The 20171-nt window shown below is 56.5% G+C and carries 17 protein-coding genes and 1 pseudogene; 9 read left to right on the top strand and 9 right to left on the bottom strand.

The genetic code is table 11. From position 1 onward, the window contains the following. Window positions 1-19: 19 nt before the first annotated feature. From lldD to F0319_RS14650, 7 genes are all read right to left on the bottom strand, one after another. Window positions 20-1207, bottom strand: coding sequence for an FMN-dependent L-lactate dehydrogenase LldD (gene lldD / locus F0319_RS14680; protein ID WP_149367261.1), 1188 nt, complete (start codon window positions 1205-1207; stop codon window positions 20-22). Then, window positions 1204-1977 (bottom strand): transcriptional regulator LldR, encoded by a 774-nt coding sequence (lldR, locus tag F0319_RS14675; protein ID WP_023294814.1) that lies wholly within the window; start codon window positions 1975-1977, stop codon window positions 1204-1206. The genes lldD and lldR overlap by 4 nt, the downstream gene beginning before the upstream one ends. Beyond that, on the bottom strand, window positions 1974-3629 hold the full coding sequence (lldP, locus tag F0319_RS14670; protein ID WP_023294815.1) for an L-lactate permease: 1656 nt from the start codon (window positions 3627-3629) through the stop codon (window positions 1974-1976). The genes lldR and lldP overlap by 4 nt, the downstream gene beginning before the upstream one ends. Before the next feature lie 286 nt (window positions 3630-3915). After that, window positions 3916-4278 (bottom strand): YibL family ribosome-associated protein, encoded by a 363-nt coding sequence (locus tag F0319_RS14665; protein ID WP_095441432.1) that lies wholly within the window; start codon window positions 4276-4278, stop codon window positions 3916-3918. A gap of 58 nt (window positions 4279-4336) precedes the next feature. Further along, entirely contained in the window at window positions 4337-4927 is a 591-nt protein-coding gene (mtlR, locus tag F0319_RS14660; RefSeq protein WP_111964317.1) for a mannitol operon repressor MtlR, read from the bottom strand. After that, window positions 4924-6072 (bottom strand): mannitol-1-phosphate 5-dehydrogenase, encoded by a 1149-nt coding sequence (gene mtlD / locus F0319_RS14655; RefSeq protein ID WP_455507565.1) that lies wholly within the window; start codon window positions 6070-6072, stop codon window positions 4924-4926. The genes mtlR and mtlD overlap by 4 nt, the downstream gene beginning before the upstream one ends. A gap of 99 nt (window positions 6073-6171) precedes the next feature. Beyond that, on the bottom strand, window positions 6172-8079 hold the full coding sequence (locus F0319_RS14650) for a PTS mannitol transporter subunit IICBA (protein ID WP_045907896.1): 1908 nt from the start codon (window positions 8077-8079) through the stop codon (window positions 6172-6174). 657 nt (window positions 8080-8736) lie between these two features. Here F0319_RS14650 and F0319_RS14645 point away from each other — a divergent pair. The 6 genes from F0319_RS14645 to aldB all read left to right on the top strand — a co-directional run bounded on the left by F0319_RS14645 (window position 8737) and on the right by aldB (window position 15889). Continuing rightward, on the top strand, window positions 8737-9093 hold the full coding sequence (locus tag F0319_RS14645) for a DUF3302 domain-containing protein (RefSeq protein ID WP_111964320.1): 357 nt from the start codon (window positions 8737-8739) through the stop codon (window positions 9091-9093). A 2-nt stretch (window positions 9094-9095) separates the two neighbouring features. Then, window positions 9096-10232 (top strand): HlyD family secretion protein, encoded by a 1137-nt coding sequence (locus F0319_RS14640; protein WP_021242439.1) that lies wholly within the window; start codon window positions 9096-9098, stop codon window positions 10230-10232. A 90-nt stretch (window positions 10233-10322) separates the two neighbouring features. Further along, the gene (locus F0319_RS14635; RefSeq protein WP_111964321.1) at window positions 10323-10931 is read left to right on the top strand and encodes a glutathione S-transferase; all 609 of its coding nucleotides are present in this window, start codon (window positions 10323-10325) and stop codon (window positions 10929-10931) included. 103 nt (window positions 10932-11034) lie between these two features. After that, the gene (selA, locus tag F0319_RS14630; RefSeq protein WP_149367260.1) at window positions 11035-12420 is read left to right on the top strand and encodes an L-seryl-tRNA(Sec) selenium transferase; all 1386 of its coding nucleotides are present in this window, start codon (window positions 11035-11037) and stop codon (window positions 12418-12420) included. Next, entirely contained in the window at window positions 12417-14264 is a 1848-nt protein-coding gene (gene selB / locus F0319_RS14625; RefSeq protein ID WP_149367259.1) for a selenocysteine-specific translation elongation factor, read from the top strand. Before selA ends, selB begins: the two co-directional genes overlap by 4 nt. Before the next feature lie 86 nt (window positions 14265-14350). Next, window positions 14351-15889, top strand: a complete 1539-nt coding sequence (gene aldB, locus F0319_RS14620; protein ID WP_149367258.1) for an aldehyde dehydrogenase AldB — start codon at window positions 14351-14353, stop codon at window positions 15887-15889. Here the strand turns inward: aldB and F0319_RS14615 are convergent. After that, complete coding sequence (locus F0319_RS14615) at window positions 15886-16851, bottom strand: LysR family transcriptional regulator (RefSeq protein WP_111964325.1); 966 nt, start codon at window positions 16849-16851, stop codon at window positions 15886-15888. The two genes, aldB and F0319_RS14615, sit on opposite strands and share 4 nt — an antisense overlap. A gap of 117 nt (window positions 16852-16968) precedes the next feature. Between F0319_RS14615 and F0319_RS14610 the strand changes: the two genes are divergently transcribed. The 3 genes and pseudogenes from F0319_RS14610 (at window position 16969) to F0319_RS14600 (ending at window position 18441) form a co-directional block, all read left to right on the top strand. Next, entirely contained in the window at window positions 16969-17709 is a 741-nt protein-coding gene (locus F0319_RS14610; protein WP_149367257.1) for a MipA/OmpV family protein, read from the top strand. Between the two features lie 85 nt (window positions 17710-17794). Then, window positions 17795-17982, top strand: a pseudogene (locus tag F0319_RS22550) (IclR family transcriptional regulator domain-containing protein); the annotation flags it as partial. A gap of 3 nt (window positions 17983-17985) precedes the next feature. Further along, on the top strand, window positions 17986-18441 hold the full coding sequence (locus F0319_RS14600) for a 4Fe-4S dicluster domain-containing protein (protein ID WP_111964327.1): 456 nt from the start codon (window positions 17986-17988) through the stop codon (window positions 18439-18441). Here the strand turns inward: F0319_RS14600 and F0319_RS14595 are convergent. Next, on the bottom strand, window positions 18425-20143 hold the full coding sequence (locus tag F0319_RS14595; protein WP_149367256.1) for a ShlB/FhaC/HecB family hemolysin secretion/activation protein: 1719 nt from the start codon (window positions 20141-20143) through the stop codon (window positions 18425-18427). The genes F0319_RS14600 and F0319_RS14595 overlap by 17 nt on opposite strands. Window positions 20144-20171 lie beyond the last annotated feature (28 nt).

The following is a 20171-nucleotide window of genomic DNA, read 5'->3' as shown; positions in this document are numbered from 1 at the left end:
TGTTAACGAGGGGAAGAATTTAAGCCGCGTTTCCCTGAGCAAGGGGAGCCAGCGCCGCCGGTAACTTGCTTAACTCCTGCACCAGGGAGTCTCTGCTGATTTCGCCGATCGTTTTCGCACCGGTCAGCGTCATCGCCACCTTCATCTCTTTTTCGATCAGGTTGAGCAGATTCGCCACGCCTGCCTGACCGGCCGTCGCCAGGGCGTACAGATAAGCGCGTCCCAGCAGCACGCTGTCGGCACCCAGCGCAATCATGCGCACCACGTCCAGCCCGTTGCGGATCCCGCTGTCGGCCAGGATGGTAATATCGCCCTTCACCGCATCGGCTATCGCCGGCAGGGCGCGTGCGGAGGAGAGCACCCCGTCAAGCTGACGTCCGCCGTGGTTAGAGACCACAATCCCGTCAGCGCCAAAGCGTACCGCATCGCGGGCATCTTCCGGGTCGAGGACCCCCTTGATCACCATCGGGCCGTCCCAGAACTCGCGGATCCACTCCAGGTCTTTCCACGAGATCGACGGATCGAAGTTGTTCGCCAGCCAGCCGATGTAATCCTCCAGCCCGGTCGGTTTGCCAAGGTAGGCCGAGATATTCCCCAGATCGTGTGGACGACCGTTCAGGCCGACGTCCCACGCCCACTGCGGATGCGTTACCGCCTGCCAGTAGCGGCGGAGCGCCGCATTTGGGCCGCTCATGCCGGAGTGGGCATCACGATAGCGCGCGCCGGGGGTCGGCATATCGACGGTAAAGACCAGCGTGGAGCAGCCCGCCGCTTTGGCACGCTCGAGCGCGTTACGCATAAAGCCGCGATCGCGCAGGACGTACAGCTGGAACCACATCGGGCGTTTGATGGTTGGGGCGACCTCTTCAATCGGACAAACCGAGACGGTAGAGAGGGTAAACGGAATGCCTTTGGCATCCGCTGCAGCGGCGGCCTGCACTTCGCCACGGCGGGCATACATACCGCACAGGCCTACGGGCGCGAGCGCGACGGGCATGGAAAGCGTTTCGTTAAACAGTTTCGTCTCAAGGCTCAGGTCAGACATATTCTTCAGCACGCGCTGGCGCAGAGCCACCTCCGACAGATCCTCCACGTTGCGGCGCAGGGTGTATTCGGCATACGCCCCGCCGTCGATGTAGTGGAACAGGAACGGGGGCAAAATGCGCTGCGCCGCGGCGCGATAGTCACTGGCTGCTGAAATAATCATGCTTTGTTCTCCCTGGAAATATCACTGTCGCCAGGCAGACGGGTAATACGCGCCTGTCGGGCCTGGTCTTCATCGAATCGTTTGATGGTGGTATGCACGAAACCGAGATGCGCCATCATTGCTTTGCGCGCGGCTTCGGCGTCACCGGCCAGAATGGCGTTGAGCACCGCCTCGTGCTGTTCGGTCAGTTGGGCAAACACCGGCGGAACCAGATACATGCGCTGGCGGCTCTGCTTCACGGAGGATTGCAGCAGGTCGAAAAACCCGCGCATGGTCTGGAGCAGCACCACATTGTGCGACGCCTCGGCAATCGCAAGGTGAAAACGGACGTCCGCCTGGGAGGCGATATCCGGGTCGCTGCTTTGCGTGGCCTCAAAGCAGGCGATGAGTTTCTCTTTGTCGGCGTCGGTTGCCCGCATGGCCGCGTGCCAGGCGGTACTGGTTTCGATGGCGTGGCGCGCTTCAAGGATGTCGAAGCTGTAGTCCGGGTCGTTCTCCATCAGCGTTTTCAGCGGCTGAACGATGTTTTGCTCGGACCAGTCGTCATGCTGCCAGCGCACAAAGGTGCCGCCGCCGCGACGGCTTACCAGTACCCCTTCGCTGACCAGCGTCGCCAGCGCCTCGCGCAGTGAATTGCGCGACACGCCAAGCTGGGCGGCGAGCTGGCGTTCGGCGGGCAACTTCATGCCCGCTTCCAGCTGTTGTTCTTCAATCAGCGCCCGCACGCGAGAGGCAATCTCGTCGGACAGGCGTCTGGGCATCACTATCATGGGATCATCCAGGTTAAGACATAGGCCTGCAGGGTGGTGATCACCCCGACCATGCAGGTGAATATCAGGCTGTGTTTCACGGTAAAGCGGAACAGATCCGACTCTTTACCGACCAGTCCCACCGCCGCACAGGCAATGGCAATGGACTGCGGGGAGATCATTTTCCCGGTCACGCCGCCCGTCGTGTTTGCGGCCACCAGCAGGACGTCCGACACGCCAATCTGCTGGGCCGCCGTGGCCTGCAGTGCGGCAAACAGGGCGTTAGACGAGGTATCGGAACCGGTCAGGAACACCCCCAGCCAGCCGAGGAACGGCGAGAAGAAGGTGAAGGCGTGGCTGGTATGTGCCAGCGCCAGTGCCAGCGTTGATGACAGGCCGGAGTAGTTCGAGATAAACGCGAACGCCAGCACCATGCCGATGGAGTAAATCGGCAGCATCAGCTCTTTTACGGTCGCCGCAAAGGTCTGTACCGCAGCCGCAGGCTTCATGCGCAGCCACACCACGGAAAGAATAGCGGCAAACAGGATGGCGGTCCCGGTGGCGGAGAACCAGTCGAATTTATAGACCGCGGCATACGGCGTGGCGGCGTGCACCACCGGCGGCATACGGGCGACCATCTTGTCGAGGAACGGGACAGAAACGTTAATGACCATGTCGTACAGCGCGCCGCCCGGGGCGAACAGAGCTTTAAACGGCGGGATGCTCCACAGCGTAACCGTGGCGGTCAGGAAGAGGAACGGCGACCAGGCGCGGATCACCTGGCCTGCGGTGTAGCCGGTGCGGGCCAGGGTTTGATCGACCTGCGAGGCGCCCATGTCGGCGAAGCGGAAAATACGAACCGGCTGCCAGCGTTTCAGGAACAGCGTCAGGCAGACCAGAGAAACCAGCGAAGAGATGATGTCCGGCAGCTCCGGGCCAAGGAAGTTCGAGCTGAGGTACTGGGCGATAGCGAACGAACCGCCCGCCACCATCACCGCAGGCCAGGTCTCCTTCACGCCGCGCCAGCCGTCCATAATCGCCATGATCCAGAACAGGACGATAATGGTCAGGAAGGGCAGCTGGCGGCCAACCATCTGGCCGATCTCGAAGCTGTCCAGCCCGGTGACCTGCCCGGCTACCAGAATCGGAATACCCATCGCGCCAAACGCAACCGGAGCGGTGTTCACAATCAGGCACAGACCTGCGGCATAGAGCGGGTTAAAGCCCAGACCCACCAGCAGCGCGGCGGTAATCGCCACCGGTGCGCCAAAACCTGCCGCGCCTTCCAGAAACGCCCCGAAGGAGAAGCCAACAATCAGCATCTGCAGGCGCTGGTCCGGCGTGATGGAGAGAATCGACGAGCGGATAATGTCGAACTGCCCGGTTTTCACCGAGATTTTATAGACAAAGACCGCCGCGATGATGATCCACGCAATCGGCCACAGGCCGTAGAAGAAACCGTAGACGACGGAGGCCAGCGCGCGATCGACCGGCATTTTGTAGAAGAACAGCGCCACCATCAGGGCGATGGCAACGGTGTACGTCGCGGCGAGGTAGCCCTTCAGCTTGAGCTTAATCAGCGCAAAGAAGAAGAACAGGATCGGAAGCGATGCGATCAGGCTCGACAGCCAGATATTTCCAGCCGGGTCGTAGTTTTGTTGCCAGAGGCTCATGCAGGTCTCCTGGGGACCAGACAGCCTGCGCTGCGGGTGAGTCTCCGCTCAACTCTGCGTCACAGGTTGTGTAAAAGTGGTCCTGCCAATGTTGTGTTGTAGGGTTAATGACAATGAATGGTTAACCAGATGTTATGAGCTAGCAATGGTTTTGTGAGCGGAAATAATGGAATTGTGAACCTGGGAAGAAAGAAAAGGGGGATTGGTTGGGCCAATTTGAAGCGGGGTGAGGGCATCAGGCCCCACCCCGGCCCTCTCCCACGGGAGAGGGGGAGGGGAAGAATGGTTAGAACGCGGTCTTACAAAAGCCCGTCATCTCTTTCAGGCCCATTTCGCGGCCAAGCTCGGTCATCGGGTGAACCACCACCAGACCACGGACGCTTTTCTTCAGCTTGCCCATATCAGCCTGTTCTTTTTTGGTGATCGCACGGCGGTGCGGCATGTTCATCAGCTTCTGCGCTTCTTTACTCAGCTTCTGGCCTTTGACTTCGCGCAGGCGCTCGATTTCCGCTTCCAGCTTCGCGGCCTCTTTCTCAAGCTCGGCGTATTTCTCGGCGGAATCGACCAGCGACAGACCCGCCATCTGGTGGCGGATCAGATCCAGGCGGTCGCTCAGGCGTTTAATTTCGTTCTTTTCGACTTCTTTCATGACAAATAACTCTGAAAACGGGGAATTTACAGGGAAGGATACACCAATGTGAGCAGGCTTACTTCTGAAACGCTTTTTTTAAGCTGATTCGGGAAATCAGCTCAGTCAGGGAGAGAACCATCGTGGATCGGACAACCTGTTGATAACGCAGCTTTTGCATCGCGTAGAGCTCAGGGTCGCTGTTATCAAAATGGGGAGCAGGGGGCAGCGCGGTAACGCAGTGCAGCTCGCCGAAGGGCCCCAGAATCTCATCGTCGGTAAAGGTATACTCGTTACCGTCATGATTGAGCTCTTCTCGCAGCGCCATCAACAGCTCCGCATCTTCATACTCTTGTCGGTTCAGCACGCCAAGACCATAAATCAGCTTCAGACGCACGGATAGATCGCCCAGCGGTCCGTCTCCGTCCAGTAACGGTTCTACAGCATATTTTACCGCGTAGTCGTCTTTGCGAAACACCTGAAGCACCAGGATATTCACCGCCTCGGTTAACAGCTCGACGGCGGCAATCAGGAAACTTCGTACGGTTTTGCCAGCATTCAGACGCTCAAGCACACGATTTTCAAAGGCCTGGGTTTGTTCCATTATTGCCTGCATATCTGACAATCTGTAATCAGGGCGCAGGCTAACCTGCGCCGCATTCTGCATCATTTGGTTGCGTTGTATGCGTTAACCGCCTCCGCAACCACGTCGCTGTTGGCGTCCAGACCGGAGATCTGCGCCAGCGCAGCCTGCGCGCCTTTATCATCAATCAGCTGAGCCAGCTCAATCGCCTGTGGGTCCTGCTCGCTGCGGTAGTGCATCGCTGCGGCAATCCCTTTCACCAGGTTGGCGTGCGGCAGGCCGTATTCCAGAGTGCCCAGCAGCGGCTTAATCAGGCGATCGCCCGCGCTCAGCTTACGCAGCGGCTGGCGGCCCACGCGCTCAACGTCATCTTTCAGATACGGGTTTTCAAAGCGACCGAGGATTTTCTGGATGTATGCTGCGTGTTTCTCAGCATCAAAACCGTAGCGTTTGATTAGCACCGCGCCGCTCTCTTCCATTGCCCCTTTTACCACCGCGCGGATCTTCTCATCGAGTATCGCGTCACGAATGGTCTGATGACCGGCCAATTTTCCGAGGTACGCGGTTATAGCATGCCCGGTGTTCAGCGTGAAGAGCTTGCGTTCGACAAATGCCATCAGGTTATCGGTTAATTCCATTCCCGGAATGGTCGGCAGGTCACCTTTAAACTGGGTTTTATCGACGATCCACTCGCTGAAGGTTTCCACGGTCACTTCCAGCGGGTCGTTGGTCGCGGATTCGGAAGGCGGAACGATGCGATCCACGGCGGAATCCACAAAACCCACGTGCGCTTCAACCCAGGCTTTGTCTTCGTCTGCCACCGCGTTAAGAACGTGGCCTTTCAGCTGCGTAGTGCCGCGCACCATGTTTTCACAGGCGATGATGTTCAGCGGGGTGTCGATGCCCTGCGCTTTACGTTTTGCCAGGCCTTTTGCAACCGCAGGGGCGATGCGCTCAAGGACGACCGGACCCACGGCGGTGGTGACCAGATCGACGCTGGCGATCAGGTCAATAACGTCTTCACCGATGCTGCTGACCGCGTTGACGCCGGATACCGTCTCAACCTGCTCGTTTTCGCCCACCACATGGACCTGATAGCTATGACGGGCATTCAGGGCATCCAGGACAACCTGATTCACATCGGCGAATGTCAGAGTAATGCCCGCGTCAGCAAGCAGTTTACCGATAAAACCACGACCGATATTACCTGCGCCAAAATGTAATGCTTTCATAGTGTTAACCTTCATCAATGTTTTTACCCGAGAGGGCTGGGGTGAGGAACGTTTTCCCCCTCACCCTAGCCCTCTCCCCGGAGGGAGAGGGAAGAGAACTTATTTGTTAAGCAGAGCCAGCACTTCTTCCACGCTGGTGGTATTGGCCAGACGCTCAATGACGGATTCATCATCCAGGGCGTTGGTCAGGCTGGTAATCACCTGAATGTGCTCGTTGTTGCGAGCGGCGATACCAATCACCAGACGGGCGATGTCGTCTTCTTCTTCACCGAAGCGCACGCCCTGCGGGTACTGACAGAATACGACGCCGGTTTTCAGGACGCGATCTTTCGCTTCAACCGTTCCGTGCGGCACCGCGATGGATTCGCCCAGGTAGGTTGGCGTCAGTTTTTCGCGTTCCAGCATCGCGTCGACATATTCAGGCTGAACGTAGCCGCCTTTCACCAGCTGCTCACCGGCAAAGCGAATCGCTTCTTCTTTGGTGGCCGCGGTACGACCGAGGAAAATATTCTCCGCACCCAGCTTAAACAGATGAGCATTGCTCTCGTCAAAGCTGTCCTGCAGGCTGGAGCGCACTTTCACTTCGTTGTCTTCGTGACGCTGCGCGGCCACCAGACGTTCGGTCAGGCTGGTGTACAGGCCGCTGTCGAGGAAGTTGGTCAGCGAAATGTGCTGTGCCTGCGGCACCTGGCGCATGGCGCGTTCGGTCAGATCGCGGTGCGTGATGACCAGGTCAACATCCGGCGGCAGGCTGTTAATGGCGCTGTTGGTCACGGAGATGTTGGTCAGGCCCGCATCCTGCACTTTCTTACGCAGCACGCCTGCTCCCATCGCGCTGGAACCCATACCGGCATCACAGGCAACGATGATTTTACGCACGTGGCTCAGGTCGTTAGAGACATCACCTGCTGCCAGTGGGGTCGCGCCTTTGGATTCGGCTTTCATGTCGTGCATACGACGGGTCGCCGCTTCGATGTCATCATCTTCTTTCACCTTGCTGGTTTTCAGCAGGATAGAAGAGACCACGAAGGAGACGGCCATTGCCGCAAAAATAGCCGCGAGGTTCGCGAAGTAAGCGCCTTTTGGCGTCATCGCCAGTACCGCCAGGATAGAACCCGGAGAGGCCGGAGAAACCAGACCGCCGCCCAGCACGCTCAGGGTGAACACGCCGGTCATACCGCCGAGGATAACGGCCAGGATCAGACGCGGGTTCATCAGCACGTACGGGAAGTAAATTTCGTGGATACCGCCCAGGAAGTGAATTATCGCCGCGCCGCCAGCAGACTGTTTAGCGCTGCCACGGCCGAAGAAGATGTACGCCAGCAGAACGCCCATACCTGGACCCGGGTTAGCTTCAATCAGGAAGAAGATAGACTTGCCGAGATCGTGAGACTGCTGGATACCCAGCGGCGAGAAGATGCCGTGGTTGATGGCGTTGTTAAGGAACAGGATTTTCGCCGGTTCAACGAAGATAGACGCCAGCGGCAGCATCTCGTGCGCCACCATGAAGTTAACGCCTGCCGCCAGAATTTTAGACAGCACTTCAACCGCAGGGCCAATGCCGAGGAACGCCAGAATGGCGAGGATCATCCCGATGATGCCCGCAGAGAAGTTATTCACCAGCATTTCGAAGCCGGATTTGATCTTACCATCAACCCAGACGTCGAATTTCTTAATCGCCCAGCCGCCCAGAGGACCGGCAATCATCGCACCGAGGAACATCGGCATATCTGCACCGACGATAACGCCCATGGTTGTGATGGCACCCACTACGCCACCACGGTCACCGCCCACCAGACGACCCCCGGTGAAACCGATGAGCAGCGGCAGGAGATAGGTAATCATTGGGCCAACAAGTTTCGCCAGCGTCTCGTTAGGCAACCACCCTGTCGGAATGAACAATGCGGTGATGATACCCCACGCGATAAACGCGCCGATATTTGGCATCACCATGTTGCTGAGGAAACGACCAAAGCTTTGAACTTTGATCTTGAAATCGGATGACATAAAACACCCCTTCTTCTGTTTACGCTAAGGCTTATGGCCCGAGGTTTATTGTTAATGAGGCGGCAGAGGTAGCCGGGCCCTGTTCTGATGCTGTGAAATCTGGCACTGAATCGTTCAACTGTCCAGACAGTGAAAATTTATGTGATTCATGTCACGTAAATGTAGGGGGTGAGGATATCTATGAGGTGATCTGAATCACAAAAACGATGGGCAAAAAAAATACGATGGCGAGAAAAAAAGCAAAACACACCCTTTTGTGTGATTGTTGTCACGTTTTGTTATGGCGTGTTTGTTTCTGGATTGTGACTGATTTCACAAAATATTTTTATGCAGATTTCTCCCGCTGTGATCGACGGCAAACTCTGCATAGCGATTCAGCGCCAGGATGATATGGCACGACACGATAAGCTAAAAAACCACTTTTTCTGTGTGGTATGGCGAAAAGTTAAAAGGTGGATTACGCTCATATTGTAAGGTTAAGTCTATTATTATTCAGGATATATTTTGACACGCTTATAAACTTGCATGGAGATATTATAAAAACCCATACTCCCCGGCTCGGAAATAATAAGCACAACCCCGTGTTTATAAAAAATTAATTAGGTTGCGTACCGTTTTATTAATTTAATGAGTTGACGTTGTTTAAGTGAGGAGAATATGTTTCTCAACTATTTTGCGCTGGGCGTATTGATTTTTGTATTTCTGGTTCTCTTTTATGGAATCATCGCTATCCATGACATCCCTTATAATATGGCCAAAAAGCGTAACCACCCACATGCCGATGCCATTCATACGGCAGGCTGGATTAGCCTGTTTACGCTTCATGCCATCTGGCCATTCCTGTGGATTTGGGCCACGCTGTACCGTGAAGATCGCGGCTGGGGTATGCAAAACCACATCACAAAGCCTGATGAGGTTCCGGGCATGGATGCGCTGGCCAAACGCGTGGCCGAATTAGAACAAAAGCTGGCCGCGGTAAAGCCTGCTGCTGATAAGACCACGCTGGAGCGCTAATCATGGATCTGTTGATTATTTTGACCTACGTGGCATTTGCCTGGGCCATCTTTAAAATATTCCGAATTCCGGTCAACCAGTGGACGCTTGCCACCGCAACATTAGGCGGCGTATTTATTGTTGCCGGACTTATTCTGTTAATGAACTATAACCACCCGTATACCTTTACGGCGCAAAAAGCGGTTATTTCTATTCCGATTACGCCGCAGGTTACCGGGGTGGTCAGCGAAGTGACAGATAAAAATAACCAGCTAATTAAAAAAGGCGAAGTGTTATTTAAACTTGATCCGGGCCGCTATCAGGCGCGCGTCGACAGACTCCAGGCCGACCTGGTAACCGCGACGCACAATATCGACAATCTGAAAGCGCAGCTGTCGGAAGCGGTTGCCAATACCACGCGCGTCTCCGCTGAGCGCGATCGCCTCTATAAAGATTATCAGCGCTACCTGAAAGGCAGCCAGGCGAAGGTCAATCCGTTCTCTGAAAGCGATATTGATAACGCGCGGCAAAACTATCTGGCGCAGGACGCCATGGTGAAAGGCTCCGTGGCTGAACAGGTGCAGATCCAAAGCCAGTTAGACAGCATGGTGAACGGCGAGCAGTCGCAGATTGCTTCGTTACGCGCCCAGCTTGCCGAAGCCAAATACAACCTGGATCAGACCGTGGTGCGTGCGCCGAGTGATGGTTACATCACCCAGGTGCTGATACGTCCGGGGACCTATGCCGCCGCGCTGCCGCTGCGTCCGGTGATGGTCTTTATCCCAGAACAGAAGCGTCAGATTGTGGCCCAGTTCCGCCAGAACTCGCTGCTGCGTCTGAAGCCGGGCGATGAAGCGGAAGTGGTGTTTAACGCGCTGCCGGGCCAGGTGTTCTCCGGGAAGCTCACCGCAATTCTGCCTGTGGTACCGGGAGGAACCTATCAGGCGCAGGGCGCGCTGCAGTCTCTGACGGTCACACCGGGTACGGATGGCGTGCAGGCCATCATAGAACTGAGCCCTGACGCTGAAGTCGATGCCCTGCCGGACGGTATCTATGCCCAGGTGGCGGTCTATTCGGACCATTTCGCCCACGTCTCGGTGATGCGTAAAGTACTGCTGCGCATGACCAGCTGGATGCACTACCTCTACCTCGATCACTAATCCTTCCAGGGCAGGAATGCGACATGCAGACCTGCCCTTTTTTCATCGCTTGATCCATACTGATTTTTTTCCGGCATCAAGGATCAGGCAATGAAACTCATCGGCAGCTATACCAGTCCCTTCGTGCGAAAAATCTCGATTCTCCTGCTGGAGAAGGGGATTGAATTTGAATTCGTTAATGAACAACCCTACAACGCGGAAAACGGCGTCGCGCAGTACAACCCGCTGGGGAAGGTCCCGGCGCTGGTCACGGACGAGGGCGAGTACTGGTTCGATTCCCCGATTATTGCGGAGTATATCGAGCTGCTGGGCGTTGCCCCGGCAATGCTGCCGGCTGACCCAAAAGCGGCGCTGGCGGTGAAGCAAATTGAAGCCCTGGCCGACGGTATTATGGATGCGGCATTAACCTCCGTACGGGAACAGGCAAGGCCCGCTGCCCAGCAGTCGGAAACGGAACTGTTACGCCAGCGGGAAAAAATCAGCCGCAGCCTGGACAGGTGTGAACAGCTTATCCGGGAGGGAAAGATCGACACCGACAGCCTGAACCTGGGGACCATCGCCATCGCCTGCGCGATTGGCTATCTCAACTTCCGCCACGTCTCCCCGGGCTGGTGCGTCGACCGTCCGCTGCTGGTGAAGCTTGCAGACACGCTTTTTAGCCGCGAGAGCTTTGCCCGTACAGAACCGCCAAAGGCTTGACGCGGGTTATAACACTTCGGCGTCGGAGGCGGTACAATCCCTCTACATGTTAACTCCCTCTCCCGTCGGGAGGGGGGAAGATATTTACTCGCCAGGCGCTTTCATGACTACTCATCGTTCGCTGTACAGCCAGATCCCCGCTACCGACCGTCTCCTTCGCGAGCCCCGCATTCATGCTGTTGTTGAGCGCTTCGGCCATACCGCGACGGTGGAAATGTTACGCCTGCTTCAGGACGAAGCCCGCTGCGCGATTCAGGCAGAAAACGCCTTGCCCGACTGGTGCAGTGCGTGGGAGCAGGAAGTTGAACAGCGGCTGGATGAGAAGGTGCAAAGCGCGTTACGCCCGGTGATTAACCTGACCGGTACCGTACTGCATACCAACCTCGGGCGAGCCCAGCAGGCGGAAGAGGCCGTTGCCGCCGTCGTGCAGGCCATGCAAGCGCCTGTAACGCTGGAGTACGATCTGGACGGCGCCGGACGCGGGCATCGCGACCACGCGCTGGCGGAGCTGCTGTGCCAGCTGACCGGTGCGGAAGATGCCTGCATTGTGAATAACAACGCCGCAGCGGTGCTGATGATGCTGGCGGCCACCGCCAGCGGCAAAGAGGTAGTGGTGTCCCGCGGCGAGCTGGTGGAGATTGGCGGAGCGTTTCGTATTCCGGACGTGATGCGCCAGGCGGGCTGTACGCTGCATGAAGTGGGCACCACCAACCGTACCCATGCGAAAGACTATCGCGCGGCGGTAAATGAAAATACTGCCCTGCTGATGAAGGTCCACACCAGCAATTATCATATTGAAGGCTTCACCAAAACGGTTGAAGAGGCGGAGCTGGCGGCGATTGGGCGCGAACTGAACATACCGGTGATTGCCGATCTCGGCAGCGGCTCGCTGGTGGATCTGAGCCTGTACGGGCTGCCAAAAGAGCCGATGCCGCAGGAGATGATTGCGGCGGGCGTTAGCCTGGTCAGCTTTTCCGGCGACAAACTGCTGGGCGGGCCGCAGGCCGGGATTATCGTCGGCAAGCGCGAGCTGATTGCGCAGCTGCAGCAGCATCCGCTCAAGCGCGCCTTGCGCGCCGATAAAATGACGCTTGCCGCGCTGGAGGCGACGCTGCGGCTCTATCTCCACCCGGAAAAACTGGCCGACCGCCTGCCCACGCTGCGCCTGTTAAGCCGTGATGCCGCCTCGATTCGCGCCCAGGCCGAACTTCTGCTGCCGCGCATAGCCGCGCACTACTCTGATTTTGACGTTCGCATTGAGCCCTGCCAGTCGCAGATTGGCAGCGGTTCGCTGCCGGTGGACAGGCTGCCGAGTGAAGCGCTGACGTTCACCCCGCGCGACGGGCGCGGCAGCCACCTTGAAGCCCTGTCGTCGCGCTGGCGTAATTTGTCGACGCCGGTGATCGGGCGGATTTACGATGGCCGGATGTGGCTGGATCTGCGCTGCCTTGAAGATGAAGAGCGATTTCTGGAGATGTTGTTGAAATGATTATTGCCACCGCCGGTCACGTTGACCACGGAAAAACCACGTTACTGCAGGCCATTACCGGCGTAAACGCCGACCGCCTGCCGGAAGAGAAAAAGCGCGGTATGACCATCGATCTGGGCTATGCCTACTGGCCCCAGCCTGATGGCCGCGTGCTGGGCTTTATTGATGTGCCGGGGCATGAAAAGTTTCTGTCCAACATGCTGGCGGGCGTGGGCGGCATCGATCATGCCCTGCTGGTGGTGGCCTGCGATGACGGCGTGATGGCGCAAACCCGCGAGCACCTGGCGATCCTGCAGCTGACCGATAACCCGCAGCTGACCGTGGCGCTGACCAAAGCCGATCGCGTGGATGACGCACGCGTCAGCGAGGTGCGCGAAACGGTACAGGCGACCTTGCGGGAGTATGGTTTTTCCGATGCACCGCTATTTGTCACCGTGGCGACGGAAGGGCGCGGTATCGACGAACTTCGCCACCATTTACAGCACCTTTCATCACGCACTCACGCCAGCCATCATCGTTTCCGCCTGGCCATTGATCGGGCGTTTACCGTGAAAGGCGCGGGACTGGTGGTGACTGGTACGGCGCTGAGCGGCGAAGTGAACGTCGGTGATACGCTCTGGCTGACGGGCGTGAACAAACCGATGCGCGTGCGCGGCTTACATGCGCAAAACCAGCCCGCAGACCGCGCCCACGCCGGGCAGCGTATCGCGCTGAACATTGCCGGGGATGCGGAAAAAGAGCAGCTTAATCGCGGCGACTGGCTGCTGGCCGATGCCCCGCCGGAACCGTCTGAACGCGTGATTGTCTCCCTGCAGACACTCATGCCGCTGACTCAATGGCAGCCGCTGCATATTCACCACGCGGCCAGCCATATCACCGGGCGCGTGTCGCTGCTGGAAAACGATCTCGCCGAGCTGGTATTCGATTCACCGCTCTGGCTGGCAGACAACGATCGTCTGGTTCTGCGTGACATTTCTGCAAGGGAAACGCTTGCCGGGGCGCGCGTGGTGGCGCTTAACCCACCCCGACGCGGCAAGCGTAAGCCGGAATATCTGCAGTGGCTGGCCGCGCTGGCGCAGGCCAGAGAGAATAACGCCGCGCTGCGGGTACACCTCGATCGCGGAGCGGTGAGCCTGCGTGATTTTGCATGGGCACGCCAGCTGAGCGGGGAAGGCTTACGGCAGCTGACTCAGGAGCCGGGCTTTATTCAGGCTGGAGACAGCCTGCTCAATGCCCCGGTTGCTGCGCAATGGCAGCGTAAGATACTGAACACGCTTGCGACTTACCACGAACAGCATCAGGACGAGCCTGGCCCGGGCCGTGAGCGTCTGCGGCGCATGGCGCTGCCGATGGAAGACGATGCGCTGGTGCTGCTGCTGATTGAAAACATGCGCGAAAGCGGGGCGATCAAAAGCCACCACGGCTGGCTGCATCTGCCGGATCACAAGGCCGGGTTCACCGCCGAGCAAGAGGCCATATGGCAAAAAGCCGCCCCGATGTTTGGCGATGAGCCGTGGTGGGTTCGGGATCTGGCCCGCGAAACGAATACCGAAGAGCAGCTGATGCGGCAGGTGTTGCGCCATGCGGCGCAGCAGGGGCTAATAGTCGCGATCGTGAAAGATCGTTATTACCGTAACGATCGTATTGTGGCGTTTGCCAACCTGATCCGCGAGCTGGATCAGGCGCGCGGCTCGACCTGCGCAGCGGATTTCCGCGATCGGCTGAACGTGGGGCGCAAGCTGGCGATCCAGATCCTGGAATACTTCAACCGCATCGGCTTTACCCGCCGTCGCGGTAACGATCATTTATTACGCGATTCGTTATTATTTCCTGAAACTCCGTGACCCCCGTCGTAAACGCCGTTATCGGTTGGCGAGAAAATCGCCAGCCGGAACTACCCTTGTTGTACACCAACAGCAAGGAGACGGTCATGACAAACAATCCTCCCTCATCGCGTATCCAGCCCGGCGAGTATGGTTTTCCCCTCAAGCTGAAGCCTCGTTATGACAACTTTATTGGCGGCGACTGGGTAGCTCCCGTCGACGGCGAATACTATTCCAACCTTACTCCCGTTACCGGCCAGCCGCTGTGCGAAATTGCCAGCTCCGGCAAGCGTGATATCGACCTGGCGCTGGATGCGGCGCACAAAGCGAAAGAAAAATGGGCTCACACCTCCGTGCAGGACCGGGCGGCGATCCTGTTCAAAATCGCCGATCGGATGGAGCAGAATCTGGAGCTGCTGGCGACGGCTGAAACCTGGGATAACGGCAAGCCGATACGGGAAACGATGGCGGCAGACGTGCCGCTGGCCATTGACCACTTCCGCTATTTTGCTTCCTGCATTCGCGCTCAGGAGGGAGGAATAAGCGAGGTAGACAGCGATACCGTGGCGTATCACTTCCACGAACCGCTGGGCGTCGTTGGGCAAATCATACCGTGGAACTTCCCGCTGCTGATGGCGAGCTGGAAAATGGCGCCCGCGCTGGCGGCGGGAAACTGCATTGTGCTGAAACCGGCGCGTCTGACCCCTCTCTCGGTGCTGCTGCTGATGGAAATCGTTGGCGATCTTTTGCCGCCGGGCGTGATTAACGTGGTTAACGGCGCGGGCGGGGAGATAGGGGAATATCTGGCTACCTCAAAACGGATCGCCAAAGTGGCGTTTACCGGGTCGACGGAGGTGGGCCAGCAGATCATGCAGTACGCCACGCAGAACATTATCCCGGTGACCCTCGAGCTGGGCGGGAAATCCCCGAACATCTTCTTCGCAGACGTAATGGAGGAAGAGGATGCCTTCTTCGATAAAGCCCTGGAAGGGTTTGCGCTGTTTGCGTTTAACCAGGGCGAAGTCTGCACTTGCCCAAGCCGTGCGCTGGTACAAGAGTCCATCTACGAGCGCTTTATGGAGCGGGCGATTCGGCGCGTTGAGTCTATCCGCAGCGGTAACCCGCTTGATAACGCCACGCAGATGGGGGCGCAGGTCTCGCATGGACAGCTGGAAACTATCCTCAACTACATCGACATCGGCAAGAAAGAGGGGGCGGATATTCTCACCGGCGGGCGTCGTAAGGTACTCGGTGGGGATCTGCAGGACGGGTATTATCTGGAGCCGACGATCCTGTTCGGTCAAAACAACATGCGCGTCTTCCAGGAAGAAATTTTCGGACCGGTACTGGCCGTGACCACCTTCAAAACGATGGAGGAGGCGCTGGAGATTGCCAACGACACGCCGTATGGCCTGGGAGCAGGCGTCTGGAGCCGCAACGGTAATCTGGCCTATAAAATGGGCAGAGGCATTAAGGCCGGGCGCGTATGGACCAACTGCTACCACGCCTATCCTGCGCACGCGGCATTTGGCGGTTATAAGCAATCGGGCATCGGGCGTGAAACCCACAAGATGATGCTGGAGCATTATCAGCAGACGAAATGTTTGCTGGTCAGCTACTCCGATAAGCCGTTGGGGCTGTTCTAATCACCCAGCTCAGGCCGTCCATGCACGGCCTGAGCAATTTGCTGGCGCAGGCAGTTCAGAACCCCATCCAGTACGTATTGCACGCGCCAGGGCTGGTATTCGCGTTTGCGGAAGATGGCCGTCAGATCGAGCCACCACTCTTCCTGATGCGGGAAGCAGGGGACCAGCATCCCTTGCGTTAATTCTTTTTTCAGACTTTCTTTTGGTGCAAAAACAATCCCAAGATTATTTCTTGCCAGCTCCAGAGCCGTCTGCGTATTGTCGCAAATATAATTACCGGTCACCCGGTAGTCATGCACGTCATCACTGCCATGCACTCGGAAACGCCAGATGTTGGCATCATCAACCAGCATGGAATCAATGAGAATACAGGAGTGATTAATTAAATCTTCCGGTCCCGTTAACGGGTGTTTATTTAAATATTCCACGGTTGCGAAGGCCGTAACGGAATATTGTGTCAGAACGCTGGCAACCAGACTTTCGTCTTTTGGCTGCGCATAAGTAATTAAAATGTCGCAGTCATCCGGAAAGGAAACGCCTTCTGAAAATTCATTCCGGTCCAGGTTGTAGGTTTTCAAAGAGATGCGAATGTCACCGATGTCTTCTATCTGATGGATCACGTGTCGCGCCAGGTAGGTCACGATGCCGGTTGGGGCATAGATCGTCACTTTTCCGCGCTTTTCGTGCTTATAATCCGCAATGAAATTCACAAGCTGGCTGTTCTTATCCAGTGTTGCATTAACGTAAGGGAGCAACGCTTCACCAAACTGGGTCAGGGCAAGCTGGCGCGTGGTGCGCTCAAAAACCTTGAGTCCAACCCGCGTTTCAAAATCAGACAGATATTTACTGACGTTGGCCTGCGCCATGCCCAGCAGGGCGGCGGCATCACCAATGCTGTGGGTGGCTGCAATGACGGAGATAATTTTTAATTCGCGTGGCTTTAGCTGTAATGTACTCATCATGCACACCCATCTATATGATTTTATATATAATATTATATAAACCGCAGCGTTGCATTGGCAATTTTGTAACCATTATTATGCGCCTCGCTTGTTTGGCATTTAAATGGATTACATAGAATGACTATTAAATACAATTTACTCATCGCTGCCACGTTATTTGCATCAACGTCTGCCATGGCTGGTGATTTTTCACTTGGAGCGGGGGCTGTATTTAATGAGTCTCCTTACAGAGGCTATAACGAAAATACTACCGCAGTACCGTTAATTAGCTACGAAGGCGATCGCTTTTATGTTCGCCAGACCACGGGTGGATGGATCCTGTGGAAAGAAGCAAAAAATGAACTCAGCCTGACCGCAACCTGGATGCCACTGCATTTCGATCCTGATGACAACGACGACCATCAGATGAAGCAGCTTGATGAGCGTAAAGCATCTGCATTCCTCGGCGGGGCGTACTACCGCCACGAAAGCTGGGGGTCGCTGAAAGTGGCCGTTTCTGGCGATGCGATGGATGAAAGCGGCGGCGTGGTGGGCGAGGTATCGTACTTCCGTCCGATCAAAATGGAGCGCCTGACCCTGACACCTACTGTTGGTGTTTTCTATAGCGACGAAAGCTATAACGACTACTACTACGGCGTATCCGGCAGCGAGTCTCGCCGCTCCGGACTGGATCAATACACCGCTGGCGACAGTTGGACGCCATACGTTGGCCTCGCGGCTAAATATCAGTTAACCCAGAATCTGTACCTCAACGCCAGCGCGATTTACACCGTGTTGCCTGACGACGTGAAGAACAGCCCGATGATCGACCGCGATGACAGCTTCGCGCTGATGACCGGCCTGACCTGGCGTTTCTGATGCGGTAAAGCCGGGGGGCAGGTTCGCCTTACCCGGCCTACGATCGTGCCTGTCGAGCAGTTCCTGCTGCATATCCGGGATCTGAATCGGCCAGCATATGCCTCTCTACTGCTCCGCAATGGGCAAGATCTACATGGCGTTGAGATCCAACCTTTGACGCGGAACACCATCACTGAACTGAGCGCCATGTATGATGAGCTGGTGTTTGATATCCACGGCCGCGTTCCGTATGCGATCTCAAAAGAGCTGGGTTTTAACGTACGAGAGGCGTAACAGATGAACCGATTTATCATGGCTGATGCGGAAAAATGCATCGGGTGCCGCACCTGTGAAGCGGCCTGTGCGGTCGCGCATCAGGATGACTTCACCGCAGAGGCTTTTACCTCTCGCCTGCGGGTGGTGAAGGGGGACGCCTACACTACGGCTGTGGGTTGCCATCAGTGCGAGGACGCCCCCTGTGCCAATGTCTGCCCAACCCATGCCATCAGACGTACGGCAGGCGCCTGGCTTGTTGAGCAGACGCGCTGTATTGGCTGTAAAAGCTGCATGGTCGCCTGTCCGTTTGGGGCGATGCAGGTACGGCTGGAGGGAAACAGGCCACAAGCGCTGAAATGTGATTTATGTGTGCAGCGCGAAGGCGGACCGGCCTGCGTGGAGGCCTGTCCAACCCACGCGCTGCGCTGCGTTGATCCTGCCAGTATTCGGGCTGAAAAGCTTACTGCATTTTATTGAAATTCCACGTAAACGTCAGGCTGTAGCGCCAGTCTCTGTTGCGACTGTCTGTCGGAACATCCCCGACGGGTCTTGCCGCCTCAACCGTGATGCTATAGTGGCGGGTATCGCCTACCATCACGCCGGCCGCCACTGACCCGAGCCGCTGATGAGGCAAGCCGGAGGTGTTAAACCAGGTTTGCGCGGTATCGGCCAGGATGTAGGGCTGGATAGTGGCAAGCCAGGTGCTCTCTTTTCGCATCTGGATATAGCGCAGTTCTACCTGCCCGCCGTAGCCGTAGTCACCGCTTGCTTCACTGTCCTGATATCCTCGGCCAAACCGCTGGGCTCCGAAACTAACGCGTTCGGGTTCTGGCAACGTGTTGTTTGACCAGCCCCCCTCCCAGGACGTTGATAGCCGCCATTTATCGGCAAACAGCCAGGCAGCGTCCAGATAGCTTTTCGTGAGCGTAAAATTAATATCGGGCCTGGGGGCCGAGACGATATCGGCACCCATCGCATCAATACCCTGACGAACGTTAAGTCGGCCGCTGATGCTGGCCGTTGTGAATTGATGTGCACCATTAATGCCGACTTCCAGGGCGGGATAACGCGCGTGCTGGTTGACAGAGTCAAGGCTATAGGTTTTTCCTTGCAGTCTGGCCTGCAGGGCATAATCATCCTGGCGGTCGGTGTAATCAAAACCGCTGGTCAGATTAATTTGTGATTTTTGCGTCAGCAGCAGGGGATAGCCAAACGTCACGCCGCCGTTGTATTGCGTTGTTTTTTGCTTCGAATCGACGCTGATATTATTCGGCAAAGAGAGCAGGGGAGAAAAATCTCGCGGCTCTTCATGGTAATAGCTGCCTTTGAGCTGCATCGTCAGCCCTTCATCGTTTAAAAACTGCTGCCAGTTGAGCCCGACATAGTTTTTTCGCGTGTTGCTATCTAACGGCACAAGCGTGGCCACGCCAAGCTGATCGCCATAGCTTGTCATGTTGCTGAGTGTGCCGTTCAGCATCATTAAATCTTGCCCTTTACGGGTATCGATTGTCGAGGCGATATTCCAGCTCCGCTCCTGGTTGCCGGTTATTTGCATCGCCGCCGCGCCATAGATATTGGTTGGCAACTGCGCGTTAGCCGTAACCGGAACGTTCGGGGTGCGCGTCATCAGCTGGCTGTAGCGATCGAACGTATCCTGTGAAAGCGGTTTTTCCGCCATGATTTTTTCGGACAGACGTTTAAGACGTTCAGCGATGTGGGGGTTATTACTGGTGATGTCGCTATGAGCGACATAGCCTTCAACCAGAACAATTTTAATATTGCCCTGCTGGAAATTATTATCGGGCAGCCAGGCATAGGAGAGCGGAAAACCGTCAGCCTTGTAGCGCGCCGTAATATCGTTTACCAGCCCCGTGAGCGTTTTTAGCGGCACGGTTTTTCCGGCGTAAGGTCTGAAGGGATGAAGTAATTCCTTCAAGGGATAACGCGTGCCGCCAATAAACTGAATGTGATTAATGGTAATGGGCGTTTCAGGCGTCAGCGTTGACTTCGGTTTTTCTATTTTGACGGTCGGCTGTTGAACGGCTTCAGTCTGTTCGGGGGCAACGTTACGAGAAACTTGCGCCGGGTTATCGGGGTTAATAATAGAGGGCAGAGTATCGGCGCGGGCCATGCTCAGCACAACCAGCCCCGTCAGCGAAAAAAGGAAGTGGTGTTTCATTGCGCAATCCCTGTTCGTCATCCCCGGT

The sequence above is a fragment of the Enterobacter vonholyi genome (assembly GCF_008364555.1).
GTDB lineage: Bacteria > Pseudomonadota > Gammaproteobacteria > Enterobacterales > Enterobacteriaceae > Enterobacter > Enterobacter vonholyi.
The sequence above is the reverse complement of the archived record's forward strand: the minus strand, read 5'-3'. Positions and strand labels throughout refer to the sequence as shown.